13 protein-coding genes and 1 pseudogene are annotated in these 23,829 nt (G+C 49.4%); all 14 read right to left on the bottom strand.

The features are described from left to right. Nucleotides 1-640: 640 nt before the first annotated feature. The 14 genes and pseudogenes from SH451x_RS17160 to SH451x_RS17095 all read right to left on the bottom strand — a co-directional run bounded on the left by SH451x_RS17160 (nt 641) and on the right by SH451x_RS17095 (nt 23,827). On the bottom strand, nt 641-4,438 hold the full coding sequence (locus tag SH451x_RS17160) for a hypothetical protein (RefSeq protein WP_479358210.1): 3,798 nt from the start codon (nt 4,436-4,438) through the stop codon (nt 641-643). Nucleotides 4,439-4,570: 132 nt separating this feature from the next. Continuing rightward, nucleotides 4,571-4,816 carry a hypothetical protein gene (locus SH451x_RS17155; RefSeq protein WP_479358209.1) on the bottom strand — a complete coding sequence of 82 codons (246 nt, stop codon included), beginning with the start codon at nt 4,814-4,816 and terminating at the stop codon, nt 4,571-4,573. 576 nt (nt 4,817-5,392) lie between these two features. Continuing rightward, nucleotides 5,393-7,030, bottom strand: a complete 1,638-nt coding sequence (locus tag SH451x_RS17150) for a hypothetical protein (protein ID WP_479358207.1) — start codon at nt 7,028-7,030, stop codon at nt 5,393-5,395. A gap of 13 nt (nt 7,031-7,043) precedes the next feature. Next, nucleotides 7,044-9,605, bottom strand: a complete 2,562-nt coding sequence (locus SH451x_RS17145) for a phospholipase D-like domain-containing protein (RefSeq protein WP_479358206.1) — start codon at nt 9,603-9,605, stop codon at nt 7,044-7,046. A gap of 198 nt (nt 9,606-9,803) precedes the next feature. Beyond that, entirely contained in the window at nt 9,804-10,319 is a 516-nt protein-coding gene (locus SH451x_RS17140; RefSeq protein WP_479358205.1) for a hypothetical protein, read from the bottom strand. 535 nt (nt 10,320-10,854) lie between these two features. Beyond that, a pseudogene (locus SH451x_RS17135) lies at nt 10,855-12,040 on the bottom strand (IS3 family transposase). A gap of 617 nt (nt 12,041-12,657) precedes the next feature. Next, complete coding sequence (locus SH451x_RS17130; RefSeq protein WP_479358204.1) at nt 12,658-13,734, bottom strand: HEPN domain-containing protein; 1,077 nt, start codon at nt 13,732-13,734, stop codon at nt 12,658-12,660. Between the two features lie 12 nt (nt 13,735-13,746). Beyond that, nucleotides 13,747-14,940, bottom strand: coding sequence for a GmrSD restriction endonuclease domain-containing protein (locus tag SH451x_RS17125; RefSeq protein ID WP_479358203.1), 1,194 nt, complete (start codon nt 14,938-14,940; stop codon nt 13,747-13,749). 20 nt (nt 14,941-14,960) lie between these two features. After that, on the bottom strand, nt 14,961-15,998 hold the full coding sequence (locus tag SH451x_RS17120) for a hypothetical protein (protein WP_479358202.1): 1,038 nt from the start codon (nt 15,996-15,998) through the stop codon (nt 14,961-14,963). Beyond that, entirely contained in the window at nt 15,995-18,139 is a 2,145-nt protein-coding gene (locus SH451x_RS17115; RefSeq protein ID WP_479358201.1) for a DNA adenine methylase, read from the bottom strand. The genes SH451x_RS17120 and SH451x_RS17115 overlap by 4 nt, the downstream gene beginning before the upstream one ends. Nucleotides 18,140-18,180: 41 nt before the next feature. Further along, on the bottom strand, nt 18,181-18,378 hold the full coding sequence (locus SH451x_RS17110; protein ID WP_479358200.1) for a helix-turn-helix domain-containing protein: 198 nt from the start codon (nt 18,376-18,378) through the stop codon (nt 18,181-18,183). A gap of 82 nt (nt 18,379-18,460) precedes the next feature. Further along, complete coding sequence (locus SH451x_RS17105; protein WP_479358199.1) at nt 18,461-18,625, bottom strand: hypothetical protein; 165 nt, start codon at nt 18,623-18,625, stop codon at nt 18,461-18,463. Nucleotides 18,626-19,296: 671 nt separating this feature from the next. Further along, the gene (locus SH451x_RS17100) at nt 19,297-20,400 is read right to left on the bottom strand and encodes a sialidase family protein (RefSeq protein ID WP_479358198.1); all 1,104 of its coding nucleotides are present in this window, start codon (nt 20,398-20,400) and stop codon (nt 19,297-19,299) included. Then, nucleotides 20,393-23,827: an efflux RND transporter permease subunit gene (locus SH451x_RS17095; RefSeq protein ID WP_479358197.1), complete on the bottom strand. Its 3,435-nt coding sequence runs from the start codon at nt 23,825-23,827 to the stop codon at nt 20,393-20,395. Before SH451x_RS17095 ends, SH451x_RS17100 begins: the two co-directional genes overlap by 8 nt. Between the last annotated feature and the right edge of the window lie 2 nt (nt 23,828-23,829).

Here is a 23,829-nt window from a genome sequence, read left to right as displayed (position 1 = left end):
TTCTCGGGCGAAGGGAATGAACTGGACTTCTGGAGACTATTTCAAAGTCTGTTCAAACGACCTGGAAGAACTTGAGACTTGGTCGTCGTCAAACCTCGGCGTTTTGAAAGAGTGTCCGGTCTGCAATCCCCTCGGCGAAGTGTAAACAAACGATTCGGATAACCTTACATGAGGTTGTGGTGTTGCGGCAGCACACCGAACTGTTAATCCGCAAAGCTAGGGTTCGAATCCCACCGGCCTCAATTGTTCGACGTGCAGCGCGACGGTCCGAGCAACGTTTTTTAGGACAAAGGTCGAAGCTTCAATTCATTCTACGCCGACTCGGCAAGACGAAAATAAAAATGGGATTGTGCAGACAAGAGAACGCTCCGGACTCTCAATTCGACCGACGTGTTTTCGATGCTCACAGATCTCACTGACAGAAAACGCACTCATGCCGGCCCCACATAGTAACGGTTATAACAGGAGGAGGTGAATGCAATCTGCAATCAAGAATAGCCTTTGTTTGTGTTGCGACGGCGGCGCTGTAGTGTCGGCTCACGTTTTCACAGATAATAGAAGTCTAACGCAGCGAAGAGGCTCTATCTCCGAATCACATTTAGTGATTGCCGTTCCTTGTGATTCCAAATGATCCGTTGACCTATTCAAATCGCTCATCTCGCAGGCTATCAACTTTATTCTCCATTTCTCGTATTTTGACAATTTCTTCTAGAATCTTTGGACGAATTTCAATTGCAAATTCGACGAGGCTGGGATTTGCGAATTCCGGAAGATGATCTAGTAAAACAAGTCGTGATTCGATGATGGCTGCTCGCGAACCAGACCAGAGGCTTGGATAAAATCGATCGATAAATATCTTTAGAATATTAATAGGTTCAGGTGCCCGCTTCAGCATTTCAATCGCAAGAGAAGTCCATCCAATCTTTCCATCGTTTGTGGCAGAGAAAGGAACTTCTCTTGAAAGAAGTCGGTATCGGGTCGCGGCCTTTTCGTCACACCACTGAAGAATCTCTTCATCACGAACTTCACTGAGAGGGTTCGCATGAAGTTCCGACGGATCATCAAAATGTGCAAAGTAGATTTTTGTGTCTTCGCCGTCTCCGATAAAGCTTTCGAGCGCAATCTTTGGATGAAGCTTGAAGAGTATTTGTAGCAGTTTCAAATGTTCATCAAATCGAAATGTGGATACATTACCTCCCTGGACAATTCGTTCGCAAAGCGACTGAGCAACGACCGATCCATCTGCACCCACTAAACAATTTTCCGCAATATGACTTAGATGAAACTCGTGCAGCTGGTCGCGGATAGAAAAATCTACGAAAGAAAGCAACAGTCGACCAGTGTCAATCAGCAATGGTGAAGTCTCCTTTGTTTGATCCATGTCTTGGCTGAGGCGGATAGACAAGATGTCCATCGCCACACCAAATCCATTTTGTTGTTTCGCAAGTAACTGGACAATTTCGCAAAAGTCTTGGGCGCTCACTTCTAAACGCCATCCGAGAAAGTGGTACACACTAGTTTGTGATCTTCCAATCAAGATAGCACGTTTTAGTCGATCGACTCCTGCTGCACTAATAGTTACTGCAGACTGCAATGTTGGGGACCATTCGCTGAGTATGTCATGGTCTACTGCAACTTGCAGGATAATTTCACAGAGGTCTTCATCAATTGTGTAAAGTCCGTTTACGAAGCCTGTCAGTACGTCGACGTTCCGCTGATCGACTGTTGTTTGTCTGAATGCCTCAGTAAGCCGATTCCACAAGTGGAGATGATCATCCGCAGCCATTGACAACCCTCTTCCGAATGAAGACAGACGCCGTGAGTTTCCCCGAACAAGGTCGGGCAATAAAACGTCAAAAGTTGGTTGGTCGCTGTAAACTTGTTTGCCGAGTTCCTCTGCAGCGGCAGTCGCGTGCTCCTGGGCCGAATGGAGATCTGCAAACTCAGTGACCTCGTCTCTATCATTCAGGTCTGATAAGTCAAATGATCCACACCGTGGCGACAGAACGACAGCTCTCACTTTCTCGACGAGATTTTTTGGCCGAAGACGCCTTTCGAATTCTCTTAAACGGTCCATTTTCGGCGCATTCGACTTATCTTTCCAACGTGAGATTAGAGAGCGAGCGACGAGCCAGCCTTCTTGCCAGTAACCAAATTCAGCTATCCCATCCATAATTTCTTCGAATTGCTCCTGGACGACTTGCCCACAAAACCATAAGCCCCAGATAGAGTTCGCAATAGTAGTTCTTAGGGCTATGGCCGTTTCGTCATTCCTAATGACAAATTGCCTTGCTAGTCGAAGTGTTGTTGCAAACCAACGGGCCCGTTCTTCGTGGGTCCTCGGCCAGTATCCATAGTCGCGTGCCCTTGCTCCGAAATCGAACGAATGTCCCTCGGAAAAATGCTCTGCTTGCAGAAGTGAATCTAGTAGGCGTATTCCTAATATGCGTTTGTTTATTTCATTGGATAGAAGCAAACTTTCAACTACAGCAGTGCGTTGCTCAATGGTCGCATGCGTTCCAGATAAAAAAATACGAAAAAGTCCTTCGAGTGCCGTTCGATTAGGATGGTACTCGTTTTCTGATTCAGCAAGCGCAAGTGGGAGCATAGCAGCTACGCATCGGTCGAAGAATGATGCGTCGTATGAGATCGAACGCAGAAGTCGACCGATTCCCTCTCGATGCAGCCCCTCAATCAAATCTTTTGCGTTTGGTCCCAACAAGTCCCTTTCAATTGCAGACAATGTTGCCTCCGGTAAGATCGGTGCGATGTTCTCAAACATGCTAAAGCCAAAGTCATTTAGCTGGCTTACGTTATCTAGATAACCGTTTACGGACGTCCATTTTTTTGCAATCTCCTGTGCTTCAAAGCATCCGTGCAAATAACTGAGCCGGCGAGTAAACGACTTCAACAATCGCTCTGTGGTAAACTGCGACAAAATGGACTCCAACGGAATCTCGCGAAGTGCAACTGCAGCAAGTCGATTGGCGATTGCATGCGGAAGAATTGCACGCCAGACACTTCGACGTTGAACTACAGAGCGCTGTTGGAGCTGTTCAACTTTGCTAAAAAGTTCGTATGAAGTCATACCAACGAGTTTGGCAATTTTTGGTAGCTCTGCACTATCAGTACTGTCAAGAGTTTTACCTTCAAATGAATAAAGCAATGCACAGGCTGTTGCCGCTTTCTGGAGCTTTTCATCAAAATCGTGTCGTTGTTGTATCAGCCTTTTTAGTAGCTCTTCGTCTCTAAGGGTCGCTATGGATTCGTGCTGACAAATTCCTTTGGCGAGTGCCAATGCAATACGGAGGTTGCCCTGGGAGAATTCTGCAATTCTGTCGGTATTCAGCTGTGTCATCTCTGGATAGCGGCGCTCAATTAGCGTTGATACAATCTTCGTAGAAGAAGTCTCGAGCCGAAATACTTTCGTTCCTTCCGGTTCGTCGTCACGCACATCGTATTCGACTGTGATTACGCTGATGGGATTTTTGCAATTGTTGCACAACTCCGCAACGCGACGATGAAGTTCAGGAGCGCAATTGTCGACCACCATAATCGCACGTGTACCCGCTGCGATTAAGTCCGAAATCATTCCTGCTGGCTGTGGCGATGGACTGTCGCTCATATCTGTGTAAACAGCCGACGCCTGGTCTAGCGGATAATTTCCTACTCGCTCGTCAAACAACGCTTGAACTAATCGCGTCTTTCCAACACCAGAAAGTCCAACCAAACGAACGACGCTGCCGGCCTCTCGCAAAATGCCGCGAATCAAGTTGATACCGTCCTCAACGGAAAGCCCCTTTTCGTCTGAGGTGCCGCAGTGCAAGCGGACGTCGTCGTCCGTGAGGTACCTATCGTTCAAGCCGTCAGGAGAAGATGCCCACGAATTGTAGGACTGCCATCCCGGTACACTGCGACCAATTTTCTGTCGAACCCATAGAATCATTCCCGGATGATTACGCGTCCAAGTTGCAAGACGATTACGATCATAGAAATCCAGATGGAAGTTTTCATTCCCTCCTTCTTCGGCCACAGCCGCTCGCATCGCCTTTACGCGTTTTTTTAAGACTGTGTCAGAAGTATTTGCACCCGAGCTAACGATCACATAGGCTCCTTTCTCATCGATAAGTCTCTTGATTGAAATTCGAAGTTCGCCTTGTGGACGCATTTCTTGAGCGATTTTTTTTTCCGGCAAATTCGTTTTTTTCGCTTGGAAGCCTACGCTATTTCGCGGAACGAATCCGCCTGGTGTTTTACCGTTTTCAATCTGAACGCGAATATCTATTCCGCCATCAGCTGCACACTGGTCGCCGCCCCACGTGACAGCTGATGTTGACAAACCACTTGTCCGCAATTCTGATTCGCAAAGCAATCCGACTAGACTTCTTAAATCGGAATCGTCCAGAGATGCGATATCGCTGCCAGTGATCTCGAGCATGAGTTTTTAAACGGAAAGGGGTGGGTTCAAACGAATCGTCGAAAACAGCGGGAATGAGAGGTTCTAAATTCAGATAACACAATGTCCAAACGAGGAGGCATTACACTCCGATTATCGCATTATGGATTTAGGCTATCGAGGATTATCAAGCGTCGTAGCTGCCGCCATCTTCGGCGACCATTCGCAAATATGGTTCTGGCTCAAAGGGTTCGGATTCGACGAAAGGTACAGTTTTCTGCAGTGCCTTTCGAAGTCTTCATGTAACGGGCGAGAGCCTTCGCCGCCTTCTTGCAGTGGCCCGGTGTAGGTCTTGTTGAAAACGGTGATAGCACCAGCATCAGTTGAAGAGGTGATCACAATAATTTCACTGTGCATCATGGTGTTCTATTTGCTCGCTAAATACAACTGTTCGACAGCGAACTAATTCGCGGGTATTGAATACCTTTTGGGAAATCTTACTCAGCACTGTTGGGAGGCGTCATCTCCAGACACGATGGACGTAAACAAAAGTAAGCAAATCGGCATGGAGAAACTTGGTTGCAAAGTGAAATCGCACTGCGCCGCAGCCTTGCTACAGCGATCGTATAAGAAAGATTGGGCTGTGTGTCCTGCTGGCACCTTTGTAGGGGAGCATATTCTCGGATATCACGCAATCCATTTCTATCAGCCCAATGTTCAAAGGGTTGTACATAGAGAGGTATGTTCTGAAAATTCAGTTTGCTTAAACACATCTATTACCAATCTTTCGTTTCGCATGTGTCGTGTCGATGAGAGCGTGGTGGGATTGTCTCTGACTGACTTAGAATGTGCTACGCTTATCCAGTTTGACCGAGGCGCTGGTGAAGAATGTCCCGTAGATTTTGGAATTCTCGTGTTGATCGTGGACTGACATACCCCTCGTTTCTTCGCCTTCCAACAAACAATTACTCTAACTACTTAGTCAGAGTATTTGGCTCAAGCCAATGTGCGCTGATTTCTGGAGTTAATCAGCGAATTTCGAGACCCTAGATCGAGCTCTCCTTCGCTATTCACAGTCAACACTCCTACATCACAGAGCACATCCACAAACGCATCTAGACGGTCTTGCGTCCAACCAGGTATCGATTTTCCAGGAGTGTCGGCCATTGCTTTCGCTAATACAATTCCATGATCGTCCAGGAGGAACCGCAGTTTCTGAGACTTGCCGTCGAATCGAGATAGCGCTATGCGAATGTGCTGGCCGAAGACCAATTGCTCGATCCAATCACTTACAAGAGTGACGAGCGGTGATTCTCGACGCTGGTCCACCCAGTTTAAGAACCACATCATACTTACTCGGTCTTCGCCGCCAAGATTGAGAAACGGTTTGAGTGATTCGTCGTCTCTCCAAGAAGTTACCCGCAGCATCCATCGAGCAAGCATTCGCAATGCTCGCTCACAATCGCTCAAGGCATTTACTTCCTCGATCCATTCGTACGATGAATGATCGCCATGCACCAACCGGTTCCAATCGGTCGAGCGTCCGTGGTCTGTTGTTGTTTGCGTCACTATGCCGGCCTCTTCATTTACGATCGCGTCGAAGGTCAAATTCCTGTCGAACGGTGTTTCGGAGAGACAATCGTTAACAATGCCAGTTAGCAAATGATGATTCACCAAGCTATTCTCGAATGCTCGCATCATCAGTTCAATGATGTAGCGTTGATACTGTCGAGCTTGGAACACAGACCACTTCGTCAAATGTTGCGATAACTTATAAATATCAACCACCAGTGGTCTGCCATTTGAAAATAGCCTCGTGTGCCAGACGGCGCGAACGTCTGCTAGAGTAAGTCCGGGTTGCAAACGAAGCGTCTCGATTAGAAGTCTCGCAGTCTTCGTACGACCGTTCTTGTCATCGTCAGGAAGGAACTGGTCCAAAAACGCTTTGACCGCGGACTCGTCCGCGCCACGATATTCTGCAGGATTCAGACCGTGCATCGACAAGTCGTCCAAAGCGGCTTGCGTTATCGGCTCTGAATCTGCCGACAACAATTCTTGCATGTGATTCGATCTGCTAATCTTCTGTTCTACGTAAATCGCCAATGTTTCGGCAGCGGAATTTGCGGCAGTCAGGGGTATCTCTGTCGCCGTGCCATCTTCGGCCCTCGCATTTCCAACTATAAGGTTTAAGAACTTGAGCGATGGACCGTAAAGCGCTGCAGCGTAAATGCTGGTCGCCCGTGTTCGATTAACATGCTCAAATCCCAGGCGGCTTGGCAGATTCAATTTTTGCTGAACGCCGATTTTGGCATTCGGCTCACCGAAACTTACCATTGAAGCCGAGCCTGGTTGAAGAGCATAAGCCATCGCTACACCGACGGCTTCTTCGAAGCCTCGGAACTTTTCCAGAGTGAAGTTAGATTTGGTGTTATTGAGTTTGAGGAACTTCCAAGGAATCCAGGTTGCCAGACAGAAAACGCCAAAGTCGCGAGTCTGGTTGTTCACACCAGGCAGTAAATCTTCCGCCAGAAGCGTCATGCTTACCCATCGCAGACCTAGATAGTCAAGGCCTCCTCCGTCTGTCTTAAAATCGCTTAGGTCGGCCGAAAACGGTGACTTAGGAAACTGTGCCATCGTAGCTCTCACGCTATGTCGCCGATTCTTGTTTTAGAATTTCGTGCAAGCGATTCGGAATCATGAAAGTTCCGCATGCTGTGCATTTTGTCATTCGTAATTCCCGATGCAGTCGTCCGTGCACTGGATTTACAGTCCCACTGAGTCGACAGTTGTTATTGAGACAGGCACCTGAGGTATCGCCGCAAACCTCAAAACGCCCGGTGACCAACGACTCTCGCTGCGACCAAACCTCTTTGAATCCGTCATGATTGTACCACGAGAGTTCGACGAGGGATCTGATTGCCGACTCGATCTCCAACCATGTAAGGCCTTCTATGCCTGCACCAAAGTATCGCTGCCATAACAGCTTCATATGCTCATAGTCATTTAGGCAAACCGAAAGATAGTCGCCAGCGACGTCTTTAAAATTTAGCCATGCAGTTAAGACAAAGTCGTTCTGTTTCGCTTTTTGTTCAGAAGCATACAAGTGCGCTAGAGTCAACAACCAGGGCACACAAACCTCTGGGTGGGGGTAAACGCCGAAACGATCCATTAAATCACGTGCCACCGATGGAAACAGCGCGTCGTCATAGCAGCATGATTTTGGAGGTGTGAAATCGTCACCCTGGTCTCGCTCGCACAGCATCATTTGGACCGAATCACGCAGCAAATCTATCATAGGAAAAGTTTCGACACGATCGCCAATCGCTTTTATGATCGAGTGTCGTACAGCAAGCGTGCCGAGGAACATAAATGTGACAGGCCCCCAAAGCCGACTTGCACGCTTTAAATCTATTTCCATCCACGACAATTCGTTCTCTAATTTGCAAAATTGTTTGAATGCGTGATCCCAGAACTTTCGGCAACCCATGACTACTTTCGGATCCACCTTTGCTTCGATGATGGAAACGCCTTCCTCGTCGGCATAACTGCTTGTCAGGGCAGCGTCTGTGTCTGGGGCGTCGGCGCTACGTACCATTGTGGCAAGGATGCGATCAAACCAATACATCTGTCCGCCAGCTGACTTTTCACCAGAAAAGTAATAACTTTGCGAGTCGATCGGCTCCGGAGGCCATTTGGCGGCTTTGGCTTGCTTATTAGTTTCCGTTGACCCTAACGCTTTGCGAATCGACTGATCGTTATCATCATCATTAAATGCAACTTCTTGCACCAACGAGAACAATGCGGCAATGTCGGCATAGTGCGGCATGCTCTCGCTTAAAAGTAATGCCACGGCCGCACGCCATGCACCTCGGTGTGAGGGGTCCGCCGACAACGCCACCACATCGTCAACTAAGGCTCCGCCTGTGACTCGATTGCCTACTGAGTCGTTCGCTGCGATCTGGATAAGTCGAGCGGCACCGGGATTCGATTTCGCCTCTCCAAAACACGACCAAGGAAACGTAGCAGAACCGCTATCTACAAAGAGTTGATCGACACTGTACGAAGCGCGGTGCCCGCCCGCTCTCAATTCGAGTGTCACGTTCGATAACGGCAGCTTTCCCACTTTATCTGTAACCAGCTTAATTCGATCGCCGACATCAGTTGCCCAGAAGAGCAACCAATTTGACGACTCATACTCCCTTATTACTTGTCCGTTCGCGACCAGCTCTTTCTTCGATTCTGGGGAAAAATACTGGGCGAAAGTTTCCGTCGAAAGTGGTCGCAAAACGGCCGCCTCAACATTGTTGCCAGCGATCGCGGCGACAGTGCAGTTGACACTGCCGCTCAAAAGCCAGCGCTGGTCACCTTTAACGGCACCAAAAAGCTTCAAGTGCGAAAAACGATTTTTTCCCACCAGCGACATCATGGAACCCAACCGAATCCCATCTCGCTCTCGGGCGGCGTTCAAAGGCAGATCGACCATCTCGCCTGAATGAATGGCTGGATAGACCCAGGTTTCAACAGGATTCAAGGCCGCCTGCATCCGCTCAATACCAGCAAGTGATCCGCCGAAATAGGGAGAAGCAATGTGCAGTTCATCTGGCTGCGCGACCACGTCGGCTAGGACGCGATCGAAATCGCCATCAAACGAGGTCACAAAGCGAGCTTCTTCGTCGCTTTCACTCAGGGTCTGCGAAAAGCTTCGAACTGCTGACCGTAACTCCGCAATCGCTTCGACTGCCAATAGTCCCGACCCCGTGGTTCGCCACAGTCCTATCAGTCCATCCAAAAACCGATAGACATCATCAGCGATCGATTTCCCCGATCCACCGCTCTCCAGTTCCAACGTCTCGAACAATTCAAAATTGTCGATAAAGCCAGATTGCGTAAGATTCCCACTTCCGACAAGGAGAGCGAGTTTGTGTTCATTAAGCAACAACCAAACTTTGGGGTGAAAGCTTCCTTTGCATGGGACAGTCGCCGCAATGTACTCGCGGGTTGCCTGACGTAGGGCGAACGCTTCAGCCATGGCCCGTTGAAAACCGTGCTTGTCGCAAAGGAGCACGCACCGTTTCAACTTCCGCCGGTCAACAAGCGGAAAGACCACAGATTCAAAGAACGCAAAGCTCACCGTATACGTCGTCCCAAGCATATACTCCGGCGCAAACGTCTTAAAGAATTTCGAGAGTTTGACCTTTGGAACGGACAATCGGATTAGTCACTTCTATGCTTGGTTGAATATGTTTCAATTATCTAGTGACCGCCATATTCTTGCATATGAACGTTTTGCTCGCCACGATGGGATCCAGTTCTTACCGCGGTCAAATGACACATTAATCTGAGACAGTCGACCAAGCAACATCGATTGTGGAACGACGCAATCCGAGGCTCTGTGTTCAACATTTTGTTATGTGGCGGCTATAGATATGGGAAGTCTCGAAGTCGGCATTGGGGCATAAAATGTGTCAGTGATGTTTACTACTTCCACTCGTTTGAATATGTTTTCGCGAATGATAGGAACGTGACCATTTACATGTTGGCTATAGACAGCAATCTCACTCACTGTCGCGGGAGGTATCTTGGCCGCAAATCGAATTGTGTAGTCCGCGTTGAAGACGACAGCAATCAAGAAGTCGAACCCATTGGCGTCAAGTTTTCTGATCACGCTAAGTTGTACGTTTCCGTTCGGACGTATCGTGCGTCGTCCCTTTATCTGATAGCGAGTACCACAGGAGTCGATGCCATCGTATGAGGCACGAGAGTTTGGTTGTATCACAAGACCCAGACGATTGCAAACAATCCACTCGGTATAGTCCCCGATGAGGTTGTTGCCCGTACGAACGACCCCAGGACCGCGAAGTTCTTCGATCAAGTCAGCGTGCATCTGAAGTAGCTCAGATTCTGTGAATGCTTTGAAGTCCATACTTCTCCCAAATAACGTTTGCGTTGACTGGGCGGCGGCCAGCCAGGTATCCATTCCAGTAGGCGTCGACCGCCGCTTAATGTCCAAGTACGCCCAGCATGTACTTGAGTTTCTGGGGTGCGGTTCGACTAGAACCTAGTCCCCTGTGTTTAGTTCCGGTATTTCTAACTGGAGTCATCATACCAGATGGATAGTTCATAAAAAAGCAACACGAGGTGAAGGCAACTGCGGAAGGGCGACCGACCGTGGGGAGGAAGCCTGCGAATACATGGGTAAGCGCCAAGTCTGTAGACTGCCGTCAGTGCGTCATTTCCCCTACTCGGATGTATTCTCACCAAGACCTGCCAGGCTACGAACAGAAAATTCATCTGAGGCCGACGACTCCATGCGAGCGTGCTTGACAACGCAGAACCAAACCGGAAGACAGGGTGTAGGTAGATGGAGAGCTTAAGCTGGGACAAGTCACGCTCTTATCTGGGGAGAGCCGTGAGCGTATCCGTGAGTAAGTGAAGTGCCCCCATTTTTTGTCCAGGTGTTATGAGAGTGACGTTTGGGTAAAAGGTAAAGGATCGCTGTGCTGCTGGAGTGAAGTCGCAGCCGTAACGGAAGCAGCACAGCGACGAGCGTATTCCGCAGGTGGTTTGCCGCCCAGTGAACTGTGCGGCCGATAGTTGTTGTAGTCCTCGCGCCAGGCTATTGCACAAGCTCGTGCATGAGAAACACTATTGAATAGTTCAACCCCAAGCAACTCGTCACGCAACCGACTGTGAAAGCTCTCCGCATACCCGTTCTCCCAGGGGCTGCCTGGCTCAACGTACAGCGTCTGAACGCCGAGCTTCTTCAGCCACCCGCGAATCGCCTTGGCAACGAACTCCGGTCCATTGTCGCTGCGTATGTGCTCGGGTAAACCGTACATCACGAACAGCTCCGAAAGTCGGTTGATGATGTCTTCCGCCTTGAAGCTCCGCGATACGTCCAGCGTGATACATCGCCGTGTGTACTCGTCGATGATCGTGAAGATCTTCAACGTCTGACCGCTCTCGGTTCGATCAAAGATAAAGTCCCAGCTCCACACGTGATCCGCGTGTGTCGCACGCAGGCGGTGACAAGCATTGTCAGCTGTTCCAAGTGAGCGCTTTTTCCTGCGTTTTCTTGGCACTTTAAGCCCTTCCTGTCGCCATATCCGGTACACCCGTTTGTTGTTTACACGAAAGCCTTCTGCCCTCAAAAGGCGAGCTATCTGACGGTATCCAAAACGTGGACGCTGACGCACATGCGCCAGGATCCGAGTTCGTAACTGAGCTTCATCAGTTCGAGGTCGTTTGCGGTAGCGCAGACTACTGCGCTGAAAGCCTATAGCTCGACAGGCCCGACGTTCCGAAACTTTGAACTGGTCCCGAACGCGCTGGACCGTCTCGCGTTTCTTGGTCGGGCTCAGTCGTTTCCCCGCAAGGCTTCCTTGAGCATCGCCTTATCAAGTTCCGCATCTGCCAAGAGTCGCTTTAAACGCATGTTCTCGTTCTCAAGCTCTTTGAGACGTTTGGCCTCGTCGCTCTTCATTCCGCCGTACTGATTACGCCAGCGATAGTACGTCTGCTCACTGACCTCCAGGCTCTGCAATACAGCTGCCAAGTTCTTGCCGGTATTGAGCATCAAATCAGCATCGCGCAGCTTCACAATGATCTGTTCCGGCGTGGTTTCTTCGATGGCTTATTGGTCATTTAAAAGTCTCCTCGCCTCGGAAATGCGAGGCTCTAGACCCTCATATCACACGGACCAAAAAAAGGGGGGCATTCCACAAGGGCATTCCAGAAGCCCGATATTACTCTTGAGTTCCTGGCTGCGCCCGATGCTTCGCAGCATTCTGCAAATGTTGACTCGGTCTTAGTGACCGATGCAAAGTGTAGTTCAGCGATTCGAGAGCAGCATTGGACCGGAACCGATAAGTATCTTGAGATACGTGCAGCCATACTGGAAAACAGGTTGTTCGCCAGCATTGGCTAACAGTCGCGAGTGATGAGAGCCAGATACCACATGGAATAGCGATGCGAGATCCAACTATATCTTGGTGCACGACTGGCCCATCTTGTGACCAGACGGCAACAGTTCAGAGGATATTAGCGCTGTCACCCGTTTTGATTGGTGACTTGGAGAATCAGGTGCAAGGTTTGAGGCCAACCAACGCCAACCGCTGTTAGTTTCGTTACTAGAATACTCCGATTTCTAAACCTAGTGTTCCCCTATCGAACTCAAGTACCTAACCAATTCCCATTCCCGCCCAAATCGTTCTTACTTTCTTTCAGTCGAACTAGTTGGCAAGATCCACGGCTAGCAAAGTTCAGGGATTTCTGTACACGCGATCCTTCGAGACAATACCAAACCAATAGTTGTCTTTGATTTTGGCATTCACCTCCAAGCCAACATCAACTGGAGCGGAGGATCCATCTGCCTGTGGTACGTCTTGATTGTCAACCCGAATGTTGGTGATTTCTCCTCCAAGGTATCTACTAGTTGTCGGGACAGCAGCAACAACATAATCACCCACTCGGATGATATAGCTGATTCGTTGTATACAAACTATGGAATTATTGATTACTTGAAATGGTTTGTGAAAGACGTTGGGGCGGTTTGCGAGAATACGGAACAATTCGCCGAGTAGCACCTCACGAATGCCAACTCCGAAGGCTTCGATGAACTCGACGTATGGAACAATCAACTCGTGACTTAGGATTTGCGTTACGTTTCCGTGAGCAGCATCATTTCTTCGTTCAGCCAAATCATCGAGTCTCTTAAAAACAGAATCTCTTTCGAGATTCTGAGAATCATCAGTTTCAAGTTGCGTTTTGAGATACTGGCTAAAGGGCAAGGTTTCGTAAATTTTCTGGAGAATGGAATTCACTCCCACTCGCGCAAATACTTGGTTAATCAAATCGCATCGATAATTTGCACGTCGAAACGCAAACGCACGGTCATTGAAATCAAAAGGTGCTTTGCTGCAACAGGTGCCATAAAGCCGCGTGATGATCTCCTCTACGGAGTCATCTCCTTTGTACGAGTCGCGGGCAACTGCGTTTAGGTACTCAAGGCTAAGGCCAAGATGGTTCGATAGTAGAGCTGGCGGAAGATCAGAGGCAAGTAGGGCAATACCAGCCGCAACCTGAACGAATTCAGCTATAAGTGAGTCAAGGTATTGCTCCAGCATTCCGGACACAGTAATCACTAAGCCGCAGTAATTGAACTTTCGCTGAATGAGCGTTTTCCCCTGCAGATGCTTCATTAACTGGCGGATTCGTTGATCAGCAATTGAATCTTCTCCATTCTCATCAAATATCTTTGACTCAAGCTCCAATGCATGAATCTGATGACGAGCGTCGGATATCGCACGATAAAGTACAGCTATTGAAGTATCTAGCATAATGTACGCCGCTCAATTTAATAGTTCACGCAGCAGCTTTACTCGTGCTTCTTGACTTGCTGGATTGACTTGACGTCCCCCAAACAGCTCCGAATGCTCTTCGAAAAGTAGTTCGCGATTCGCATTTAAGTCATCCTTGCGTCTGAGTAGACTTTCTTTTTGATCCAAAACCTCACTTATAGCAAGCATCATAGGGTCGTAGACAACTGTTGTCGGACCTTGACGCCAATGCCAGTCTCCGCCACCGCGTTGTCGGCGCACGCAGAATGCAGTCTCGCCAAACAGTTCTTCGCAAAAGGTAATGGTGTTTTCGAAAATCGACGCTAGCTCCTTGAGAACATCCAGAGGCAGTCTATTGCCATAGTTTAGGTAATTGTCGAGATAGGTTCGAAGGGTATTGGTATTGTGAATCTGGCGCTGTCGATATGCGAAAAAGCGTAAAACAAGTTCGACGTCTCTCATCTGCTGGAAGTCGGAGTTGTTAAGGCGCTCGTCAGAAATCATTTCTCCATTGGTTTGAATTTCTTGCTCAGTCGGTTCGGGTATCATCCAGAGCCGACAGAGTGCAGGTACGCGGGAGAGTTCGATACACATTCTGTTCAATGGGCCATCGTAGATTGCATTTCTACTTTCCTGGGGCTCCAGGCGAACTCCACCGCTATTGATTCTCTCAAACACCAACTGCTTGAGTCGATTAGCTTCAGCGTCGTCTTTTGCGGTTTCCTGCAACAAGATGATTGACGAAAGGTACCGACGATCAACTCCCCGTCGAATCTGGTCTGGGAGTGTTTTGTAAGTTCGTCCGTTAAGCTCCCGCCACTCTTCTAGCCCAGCCAACTCAAGCCTATTGTCATAAAACTCCCGTATTGCTGTGAGTCTCTGCAGCCCATCCATCACTTGGTAGTGAGAGTATCGATCCTCGTATAAGAAAATCGGCGGGATTGGAACGTTCATTATCAACGATTCAATAAGTTTCGATTGCCTATGCGGGTGCCATCTGTGTCGTCTTTGAAACTCCGGATTCAACTCGTAATCGCCGCTTGCAAGAAGCTTCGGGATAGTGCTAAGCGGGTAGCGGGCTGCTTCCGTGACTATGCGCACTTCCCCAGCGACATACTTTTTATTGATGTCATTGTCGGAGTAGGTCGCGGAACTAACCTCCGAGAGATGGGAAAACTCGAGTGTCTCGCCTTTTAACAGACTCATATTGCTTCCCTAGTTGCTCATCAGGTCTTAGATACGAACTTCGATAGGTTAGTAAATGGAATAAGCCTATCAAGTGTAGCAAGAGTGAATACCTTGCCTCGCGTTGCGCGGATAATCTTCTTCATGTCTTCTTTCCTGATTCCAAAGCCTCTTCCATCGATGCAGGCAACAACTTGAAAAGGTGGTTGGCCATGTCGTTCACGTACACTTGAAAGCGTGGATAAGTGCTGTATTCGAGTTACCTTGTCCCTTGCCGTGCCGTCGTCCTCAGTAATCTTTGCTTCAATCACGATCGCAGGGTTGAATTCGCTTGGGATAATGAAGTCAGGTGCTTGCTCGAAGCCCTCGATCCTCTCAGCTCGTTTTGTTTTTCTGAAGCTTATATCTGCTTTCGACAGAAGATCCTCAATTGGTCCCTCCATGTTGTCACCAATGAGTTCGCTAATCGAATCTCGGTGAGATGCAAACGGGCGACCTAAGAATCGCTCATAAAGCAGCATCGCATACGGAATCCCCATTTTACTTGATGCTTGAACGCTAGCCAGTCCATCCCTCGTATCGGCCTTGTCAAGTCGATGAATTGTAGTTGACACAGACGTGGTATCGCCCGATTCCAGCAGATTGCATGCTGCCTCTAGCATGGCAGTAATTCGTTCGTTTCGAGGTAGTCGCTTTTCAGGATTTAGCCTTACATTGCGATCAATGCTTCGTGCATATCCTTGCGATACTGCGCACCCTGTTGTCGCAGAAGTTATGTGGGCCCACTCTGGCGGAGTAAACCCGAGTATCGCACGGATGATGATTAGCGTAAGCGGGTTTTCATTCAATGCCGATTGCAGAGTGTCTTGAGTAACCTTTTGAAATGCATTCGTGTTTCGCTTTAACGCTTCATAGCCGGCTTCGAACTGACCAAACTCCACGAACCCATTTCCCTTTGGCATCAGCAAGAAGCTTGATTCAAGTGAAGCGATGACATTTTCGGCATATGAATCGATGCCGCGTTCGATGGCTTCGATATCATGCTCAAACGGAAAAATAATTGGTCTATCGAAACTCACGTTGCCACCTCGAAAAGCTCCTGTTGGAAATTGGAACCAGATGCCTTTTCGCTGCGGTCCATTTGATCTAAAACCGTCGAAAGCTTGGTGAACTCGATTATTTCACTTTTTACTATTCGCATTCGCTCGTCAACCGGAAGATTAGAATCCCAGGTATTGAGCAGCTTATTGACGCACATTCGAGTCAAATGCCCAAAGAATATGCACCTCAAGTCTCCATCCGTCAGTGAGTAACCAGCTTCTTTCAAGTTGTCTATGTCACGTTGTAAAAAGCTACTAAGTTGAGGAGGGGAGTCATTTGGAACCAACGCGTCTTTCCGGCAGACGAATACAGAGTCAATAATCGATGACCCAGTTCCGCTTATGTGTATGGAACCGCTCATTTCAGCAGGGCATGGAACCACTGCAGTACACGGAACACCAGCATCTAGAACTGCGAGTGCAATCGGTGCATATGCCGCAATTTGATTATGGTGAAACGTAAACGCCAACGGTCCTCCAGGTTTTAGTGCTTTAACCATTCTCTTGAAGACACGAGACAAGCCGTCTGCAAAATGATGTAAGTCACGACCCTCTGTGGAATTCCCGGTGAGCTCGTTTGGACTACGAGTCGATAAGCGTGCGAAGATTTTTGCGTCTTTGTCCACTAGCTTTTTCAGCCAGACATAGCAGAAATCCATTAGCTCCGCATATTGAACATTGCCAAAGTAAGGGGGATCTGTGAATACAGCATCAAGTGAGTTTGACGCTATCTCGATAGATGCCGAATCGCCACACCGAATTTTTACCTTTCGACTTGGTCTGTTTTCACGCCTTTCGCCGATCCACTCGTTTTCAGTGTAGACAACGACTGATTTCTTACCTTGCTCTCGCGTTTCGAAAGGGTGACTACAGTAGGACTTTGCTTTTGCGTACTTGCTCGTGATGTTGCTCCAACCTCCACTGCCGACGTTAACTCCAGTCTCACCCTGTATTCCCAAAAAGTTTGATTCGCACTGAATCAAGGAAACTGGAAAACCATGAACGGAGAAGATGTCGAGAGATTTTAACGCCATAGTATCGTATCGACAAAGCATGTTTTGGTATCGCAGAAGATCGGAGAAGTTTGTCGCAAGAGCATTGCGAATCGCATCGTCTGAAACTTTTGAAATCAGCCTAGCTGTGATTTCCAGTGATAGTAGCTGTCGATTGGAGAACAAGTCAGCAAAGCCCGCATAACCCCATTTCAGGAGACGGTCGGTTTCATCACCCGCGATAATGCTGGCGGTAGGAATAAACCTGGGCCTCGACGTCTTTAGAAGTCGACACGCTTCGAGCTCATTTTCGATGTCCAATTCGTCAGGGGTCTTGAACATCCGACCTTTGCTTCTACCACGGCAGTTGGAGCAGTGATACTCAATTGCAAACTGACGATGCTTTGGCTTCAAACCATTTGGGAATGCATTCTTGCCGTTGCAGTGCGGACAAGTTGCAGTACCACGCTTGGCATTTCCCTCCACCTGCAACTGAGACTTGCATTTCTTACACTCACCCAATGCCTTCAAGTTTTCGCATTCGTTTAAAGTGCCACAATTTGGGCAACAAAGAACATTTCGAGGGTGCCGGATGTTTTTTGAAAGCAAGTAACCTGGGCGAAGATCGAAAGTCTTGGTGCAGTGTATGCAATCCTGCTGTTTCACCCACAAAAAGTACTTTACATTTGCGAGCTTACGACATTGGCAGCACTCCGTCCTAAACAAGTGTCCGATCTTTCTCTCGATGGCGCGACCAATTGTTCGGCTGGTATCAATGTATGAATCGATGTCTAGATCCTCGATTTCTCTGTTTACGATCCAGCACGCCATTGGATTGATGTCGCAGGCAATTACGTCCGCGCCAAGGCGATTTGCCTCTAGAACTGGAGTGCCACCACCCATGAAGGGGTCGGCAACAACTTTCCCTGATAGGTCATTAGACTTGAAGAATGTTTCTTTCAGCGGTCCGTCTCCGAATTCCGCGAGCAGAAGACTGCGAAACAATGTTCCCGGACGGCGTGCGAACCACTTGTGGACTGCAATTATGGGGCGATACGCTTGCTGGATTTGCTTTTCTTTGAGTGCGGCCCTGGCCGCGAACGGTACGTCAAAATTATCTTCGATCAATTGTCACTCCATTGTTGTCAGTATTTTTTCGCGCATTTCGTTCAACGCTGACTTGGCTTAGCTTCCATCGAAGGCTCGAACCACCTGTCAATTACTTCTCGCTTAAATCGCCAGTGCTTGCCAATCTTCTGCCCTGGCACTTTACCGCTCTGAACTAACCTATAGAGGGTCGATTTGGAGACCTTTAAATAGACTGCCAATTCATCAATCGTGAAAACTTCGTCATTTGTTTTGTGCATTTTTACGACCAACCTTCATGAGCGAATCGAGACTACCGCGTTGCCTCTAGCCACTGATTATGGCAGATGTTGGTAGTTAATGTCAATTAATAGCAAGAAGGCAATGCTCGGTGAAACGGATGGATTCACGGGCAAACGCGGTTATCATCGATTCCGGCAGATCGCCTTCCATCCAAATCTTAATTTGCTTGCTGTCCGCATGCAGGTTTTCTTGCTTGTTGGTGAGCTCAGTCAACTTTTCGTTCACAGGTTCGACCCGAGCGAGTAAACTTGCTTCCGTCCCATCCCCGGTTGTTAAACAAGACTTCTCTGTCAATCAGAGAGTTTGAGAGTTGAAGACGAAAACGCGCTATCCGGTCGCGGAAATGCGATTTTTGAGAAATTTGAGAGAGCTCTGCGTGGGTCGCCATATTTTGCGAGAATTGCAAAAAACCTTGGAAAACAACGAAAAAAGCCGAGGGGTTTAGTCCTCGGCTTCTCTGTTAAATCGAATCATTGGAAATTCCAATGATTTGTTAGGCTCCCCGAGCGCAACCCTCTTCGTAACAATACTCTCTGCGCTCGAAATTCGTAAAGCCTTGCAACGCAAGGACTTACGAAGTTCGAGACCCGTTTGGTCTGTTTCTTCACGAAGAGGTTCTAACTATGGGTTAACACCCTCCCCGGGTATGATAACGACGACTCACTTTCGCAACAATAGGAAAAAGCGGCTTGTTCGCCATTCGCCGTTCCATCATTCACCGCCTGTCTACACCAGCCCGTTGACGAGAGAACCGATCAACGCGACGAACTGCATTGCGTTTCTTTCCACAGTTGGGAAGCAAAGCTCGTTCGCAAGCAGCCCGATTCGCGTGCATGTTTCGGCTCCTACACTCTCGTCACCGGGGAGCCAACTGGCATGGATCGAGTGAAACGATGCTAATGAACTAACTGGCACTCGATAGATACTCGGTCGCCGGCTCGCTGTTCCCAAAACACGAAAACTGGCGATTCATTGCCGTCACCAACTGCGACGATTGGATCTCGAGCGTTTTCAGCAATAGTTGTCGAGTTGGGAGTTCCAAGCTTCGCCAGCCGCACTTGGCCATCGCGTTTGGTGAGCCAAACGACATAAGTCCCACTCGGGTTGCTTGCGATCCAAGGTTGTTCACCGTTTTCCAACATGGTATCCGACTTGGCTTTTCCAATGGACGTGAAGACAGTGTTGCCACGACGCCAAGCGGTAACAACTTCGCCATTCGGTGCGATCGCCAACATGCCGCCGTCCATTGGGCAAGCATTTAAGCTCCAATGTTGGATTCCAAGTCGTTCTCCGAGGCCGAATGTCTCGCCATTGTTGTTGGAAGAAACCAGATACATATCACGATTCCCCTTCAATGAGTTTCGAAACAAGATATGCACGGAATCGCCTTCGGTCGCTACCGATGGATGGCAGCACTCACAAATACTTCCATCGGGAGATTGATAGACCAACTGATTCTTGCTCCAACTGGCCCCTTGATCGATCGATTTAGATGCGAAGAGCTGAGTCCGCTTCGCACGAAGGTCAAGCCAAACGCACCACAATGTTCCATCGTCACTGGCTGTCATTGCGTGCAGGCCCTCCCGCGCCGAGGCCTCAATGTCGTTGACCTTCACTGGGCCAAGCCAGCTCTTTCCGCCGTCCATTGAGCGGTACGCCAAAATGTCTCCATCAGCACCTTTGCCCTGCGGACCTCCAATCGCAGTGATGACAATAGCGTCGCCGGCATGAGCAATCCGAGGACCTCTTCGCATTCCAAGAGACATGTTAGGTACCTGAAAGGCGACGAGCGGTGAGGGCTTTTCATCAACTCCAGCTCTGCAGTAATAAACGTCATCTCCAACGCCGAATGTGACATGGGCGACGCCCCTCGAGTCAACACACGCTTGGGGTTGTTTCGGTGATCTCTCGCCGCTCCCCGAGATGATGGTGAAAGGTTCGGAACCAAAGGCGAACGCGGGAAGCAACATCAGAAGAGCTGCCAAAGTAGTCTTAAACATTCGGTGAACTCGCTTGGTCTGACACGGGTAGCCCAGAGCCAAAAAGGTAAAAAAGTGCAGGAGTGACGATTTGGTCTAGAACGGTTGATGCAATCATGCCGCCAAACAACACAATGGAAAGCGGGTAAAGGATCTCCTTACCAGGTTCACCGTACCCGAACAGCAAAGGAAGAAGTCCTACAAAGCTGGTCATGGCTGTCATCATTACGGGCGCGAGGCGTTCAAGGCTGCCGCGAATGATCATTTCCTTTCCAAATGGCATTCCATCAACTTCCATCAAGTGTTGATAATGCGAGATCATCATGATGCCATTGCGACTAACAATGCCTATGAGCGTGATGAATCCAACCCAGTGCGCCAAAGATAAATGGGTCGCCTGAATCCAGGTACCTGGCCAGAGATACCAAGCTTGGCCCACGAACTCAGAAGCTTCAGGTCTATTCACAATCAGGAGCGCAACGATCGCGCCGAACGCCGCCAACGGCACGTTCACAATCACCTGGAGTGCAGAACGTTGGGAGCCGAGAGCTTTCATCAGCAGCAGGTAAACGCCGACGATACTCAGCAGTGCAAATCCCCATAATCTGTACGTGGCCTGCTGCTGTGCTTCGAATTGTCCACTGTAGTCGAGATAATACTCACCTGGCAGCTCATGAAGAGATTGCTCAACCGGCTGGAGTGCTAGTTTGATATCGCGTACGACACTCGCCAAGTCTCGCCCTTGGACATTACAAAAAACGGCGACTCGGCGTTGAACGTGTTCACGATTGAGCACATTGGGGCCAGTCGTATCCAAGATTTCGGCAACTTGTGAAAGTGCGACCTTCGCTCCGGAAGGTGTCTCAAGAATGGTTTCTTCGATGACGCTGGGATCTCGGCGCGACTCCTCGTCATACCAGACCACTAAGCCGAAGTATTTGTCTTCCTCGATAACTTGTGAGACCACCGTACCTTTGAACGCTGTTTCCAAGACATCCGCCACATCACCAGGGGCGAGTCCGTATCGTGAGGCCTCTTCACGTTTGACTCGCATCTGCAGTTGTGAAATTTCGATCTGTGGCTCGATCTGCAGGTCGACGACCCCATCAATCTCCTGCATCCGAGCCTGGACATCATATGCCGCGGTACGCAACTCACGCAGATCAGGACCAAACACCTTAACCGCGATCTGCGCGCGAATCCCCGACATCATATGATCTAAGCGATGGGAGATCGGCTGACCGATGTTCACGGCCGCACCCGGAATACTTGAAATTCGATCGCGTAGGTCCGCAATCACCGATTCCTGCGCTCGCCCCTGGTATTCAAAGCTCCAAAGATGCGCGATCGGAATCGCTCGCAGGACAGCATTGTGCCATCCCACTTTCTCGGTCTTATGTTGAGCGAATCGCACTTCGAATTCCGTGTTGTTCACACCTTCTGCATGCTCATCCAACTCGGCACGGCCGGTCCTGCGGGCAACCGAGAGAACCTCTGGCACTTCGAGCAGGATATCTTCAACGCGTCCAGCAATTCTCTGGCTCTCGCCTAGGGAAGTTCCTGGTTCAAGTCGTAGATTGATTGTCGCTGTTCCTTCATTGAATGGAGGCAAGAACTCACCGCCCATCCAAGGAAGGGTCATGCAACTGAGCAGCACTAATACGCTCACCCCAGCGAGGACGGTCCTAGGACGACCAAGCGTCCATCGCAGCAATCGTTCGTCCCAGTGCTTCAACCAACGCATGATTAGAGGTTCGCGTTTGTCGGCTAAGAATGGCGCGCGAGGCAGTAGAACGCTCGCTAGTACAGGTGTGAAGGTTAATGCGACCACCAACGAGCACAGTAAGGCGACGATGTAGGCAATACCCAGCGGTGCGAACAGCCGCCCCTCGATTCCGGACATCATGAACAGCGGCAACACAACCAACACGACGATGAGAGTTGCGTAGACAATCGAGTTGCGAATCTCGCTCGATGCTGAGAAGATAACTTCCAGAGGCGGCTTCTGAGCTTCAGTTGGCAACTGCTTGTTTTCGCGAAGTCGACGATAAATGTTTTCAACGTCAACGATCGAATCATCGACCAGGTCACCGATGGCCACCGCGATCCCGCCAAGTGTCATCGTGTTTATGGTGATACCGAACAGGTAAAAGACGATGACAGTTAGCAATATTGACAGCGGCATGGATGACAATGAACTGATGCTTGTACGAAAGTTGCCCATCAAAAGAAACAGAATCACGATGACCCAGATAGCGCCGTCGCGTACTGCTTCACTGACGTTGTCAACCGCCGCTTCGATGAAGTGGCTCTGGCGAAAGATTTCGGATTCAAGCTTTACGTCCGCTGGCAACTCACGCTGAACCGAAGCCAGCACATCGTTTATTCTTCGGTCAAGCTTAATCGTGTCCGCGTCGGGCTGCTTTTGCACGGTAAGCATTACCGCCATACCGCCTCTCAACTCGCGGTACGGCCTAGCATGTGGTTGTCCAGTGAGATCTCTATCGCTAGCTGCTTCGTGCTCGCCATCGTTCATCTGCGCATATTCCGCAGCTCGATCGACGGCGAAATTTACATCTGGCTCAATCTTCACGACCGCAGAAGCGTCGCCGCGTTTAATCGGTCCGCCCAGTTTGACATCGGCCACATCGCCGATTCGTATGGGTACTTGCTCACGCCAAAGGATAGGAGTTGCGGCGACCTCCTCGAGAGTTAGCGACTGGCCTTGGATACGAAGTAGCGATTCTTTTTCGCCGCGATCCATTACACCACCACCCGCAAGCACATTGGCTTTTGCGGTGGCGTCCGTTAGCTGTGCAAGGGTTACATTGCGAGCCGCCAACCTCGAAGGGGAGGTGAGGACTTGATATTGCTTAAGAATTCCGCCCATCACGGAAACCTGCGATACGCCTTCAACGGCAAGGAGCCGATTGCGCACCGTGAACTCGCCCAGCGTGCGCAGCTCCATCGCTTTCGCGTCCGCCTCAAACTTCGAGCTCGGTTCAATATCGCTACGAAGCGCGAGCAACATGATCTCACCCATGATGGATGAAATAGGCGCGAGCGTCGGGTTGGTACCCGCCGGTAGTTTTGATTGAGCTAGCTGCAACTTCTCATTCACGATCTGTCGATCAATGAAGATGTCGGTTCCCCAGTCAAACTCAACCCAAATGATCGATAGACCAATGGCCGACGATGAGCGAACGCGTTTGACGCCGGTCGCTCCGTTTAAGAGTAATTCGATCGGTCGCGTCACGAGCACTTCGACTTCTTCCGGAGCCAAGCCCGGTGCTTCGGTCATAATCGTCACCGTGGGACGATTAAGGTCGGGAAACACATCGACGGGCATAGTCCGAAGCAAAGATGCTCCGACTAGCATTACGAGCAGTGAGGCAATCGCAACGATCGCCCGGTTGTGCAATGAGAAACGAATGATGCTGTCGAGCAAGG

The sequence above is a fragment of the Njordella aestuarii genome, from assembly GCF_056494165.1.
The sequence above is the reverse complement of the archived record's forward strand: the minus strand, read 5'-3'. Positions and strand labels throughout refer to the sequence as shown.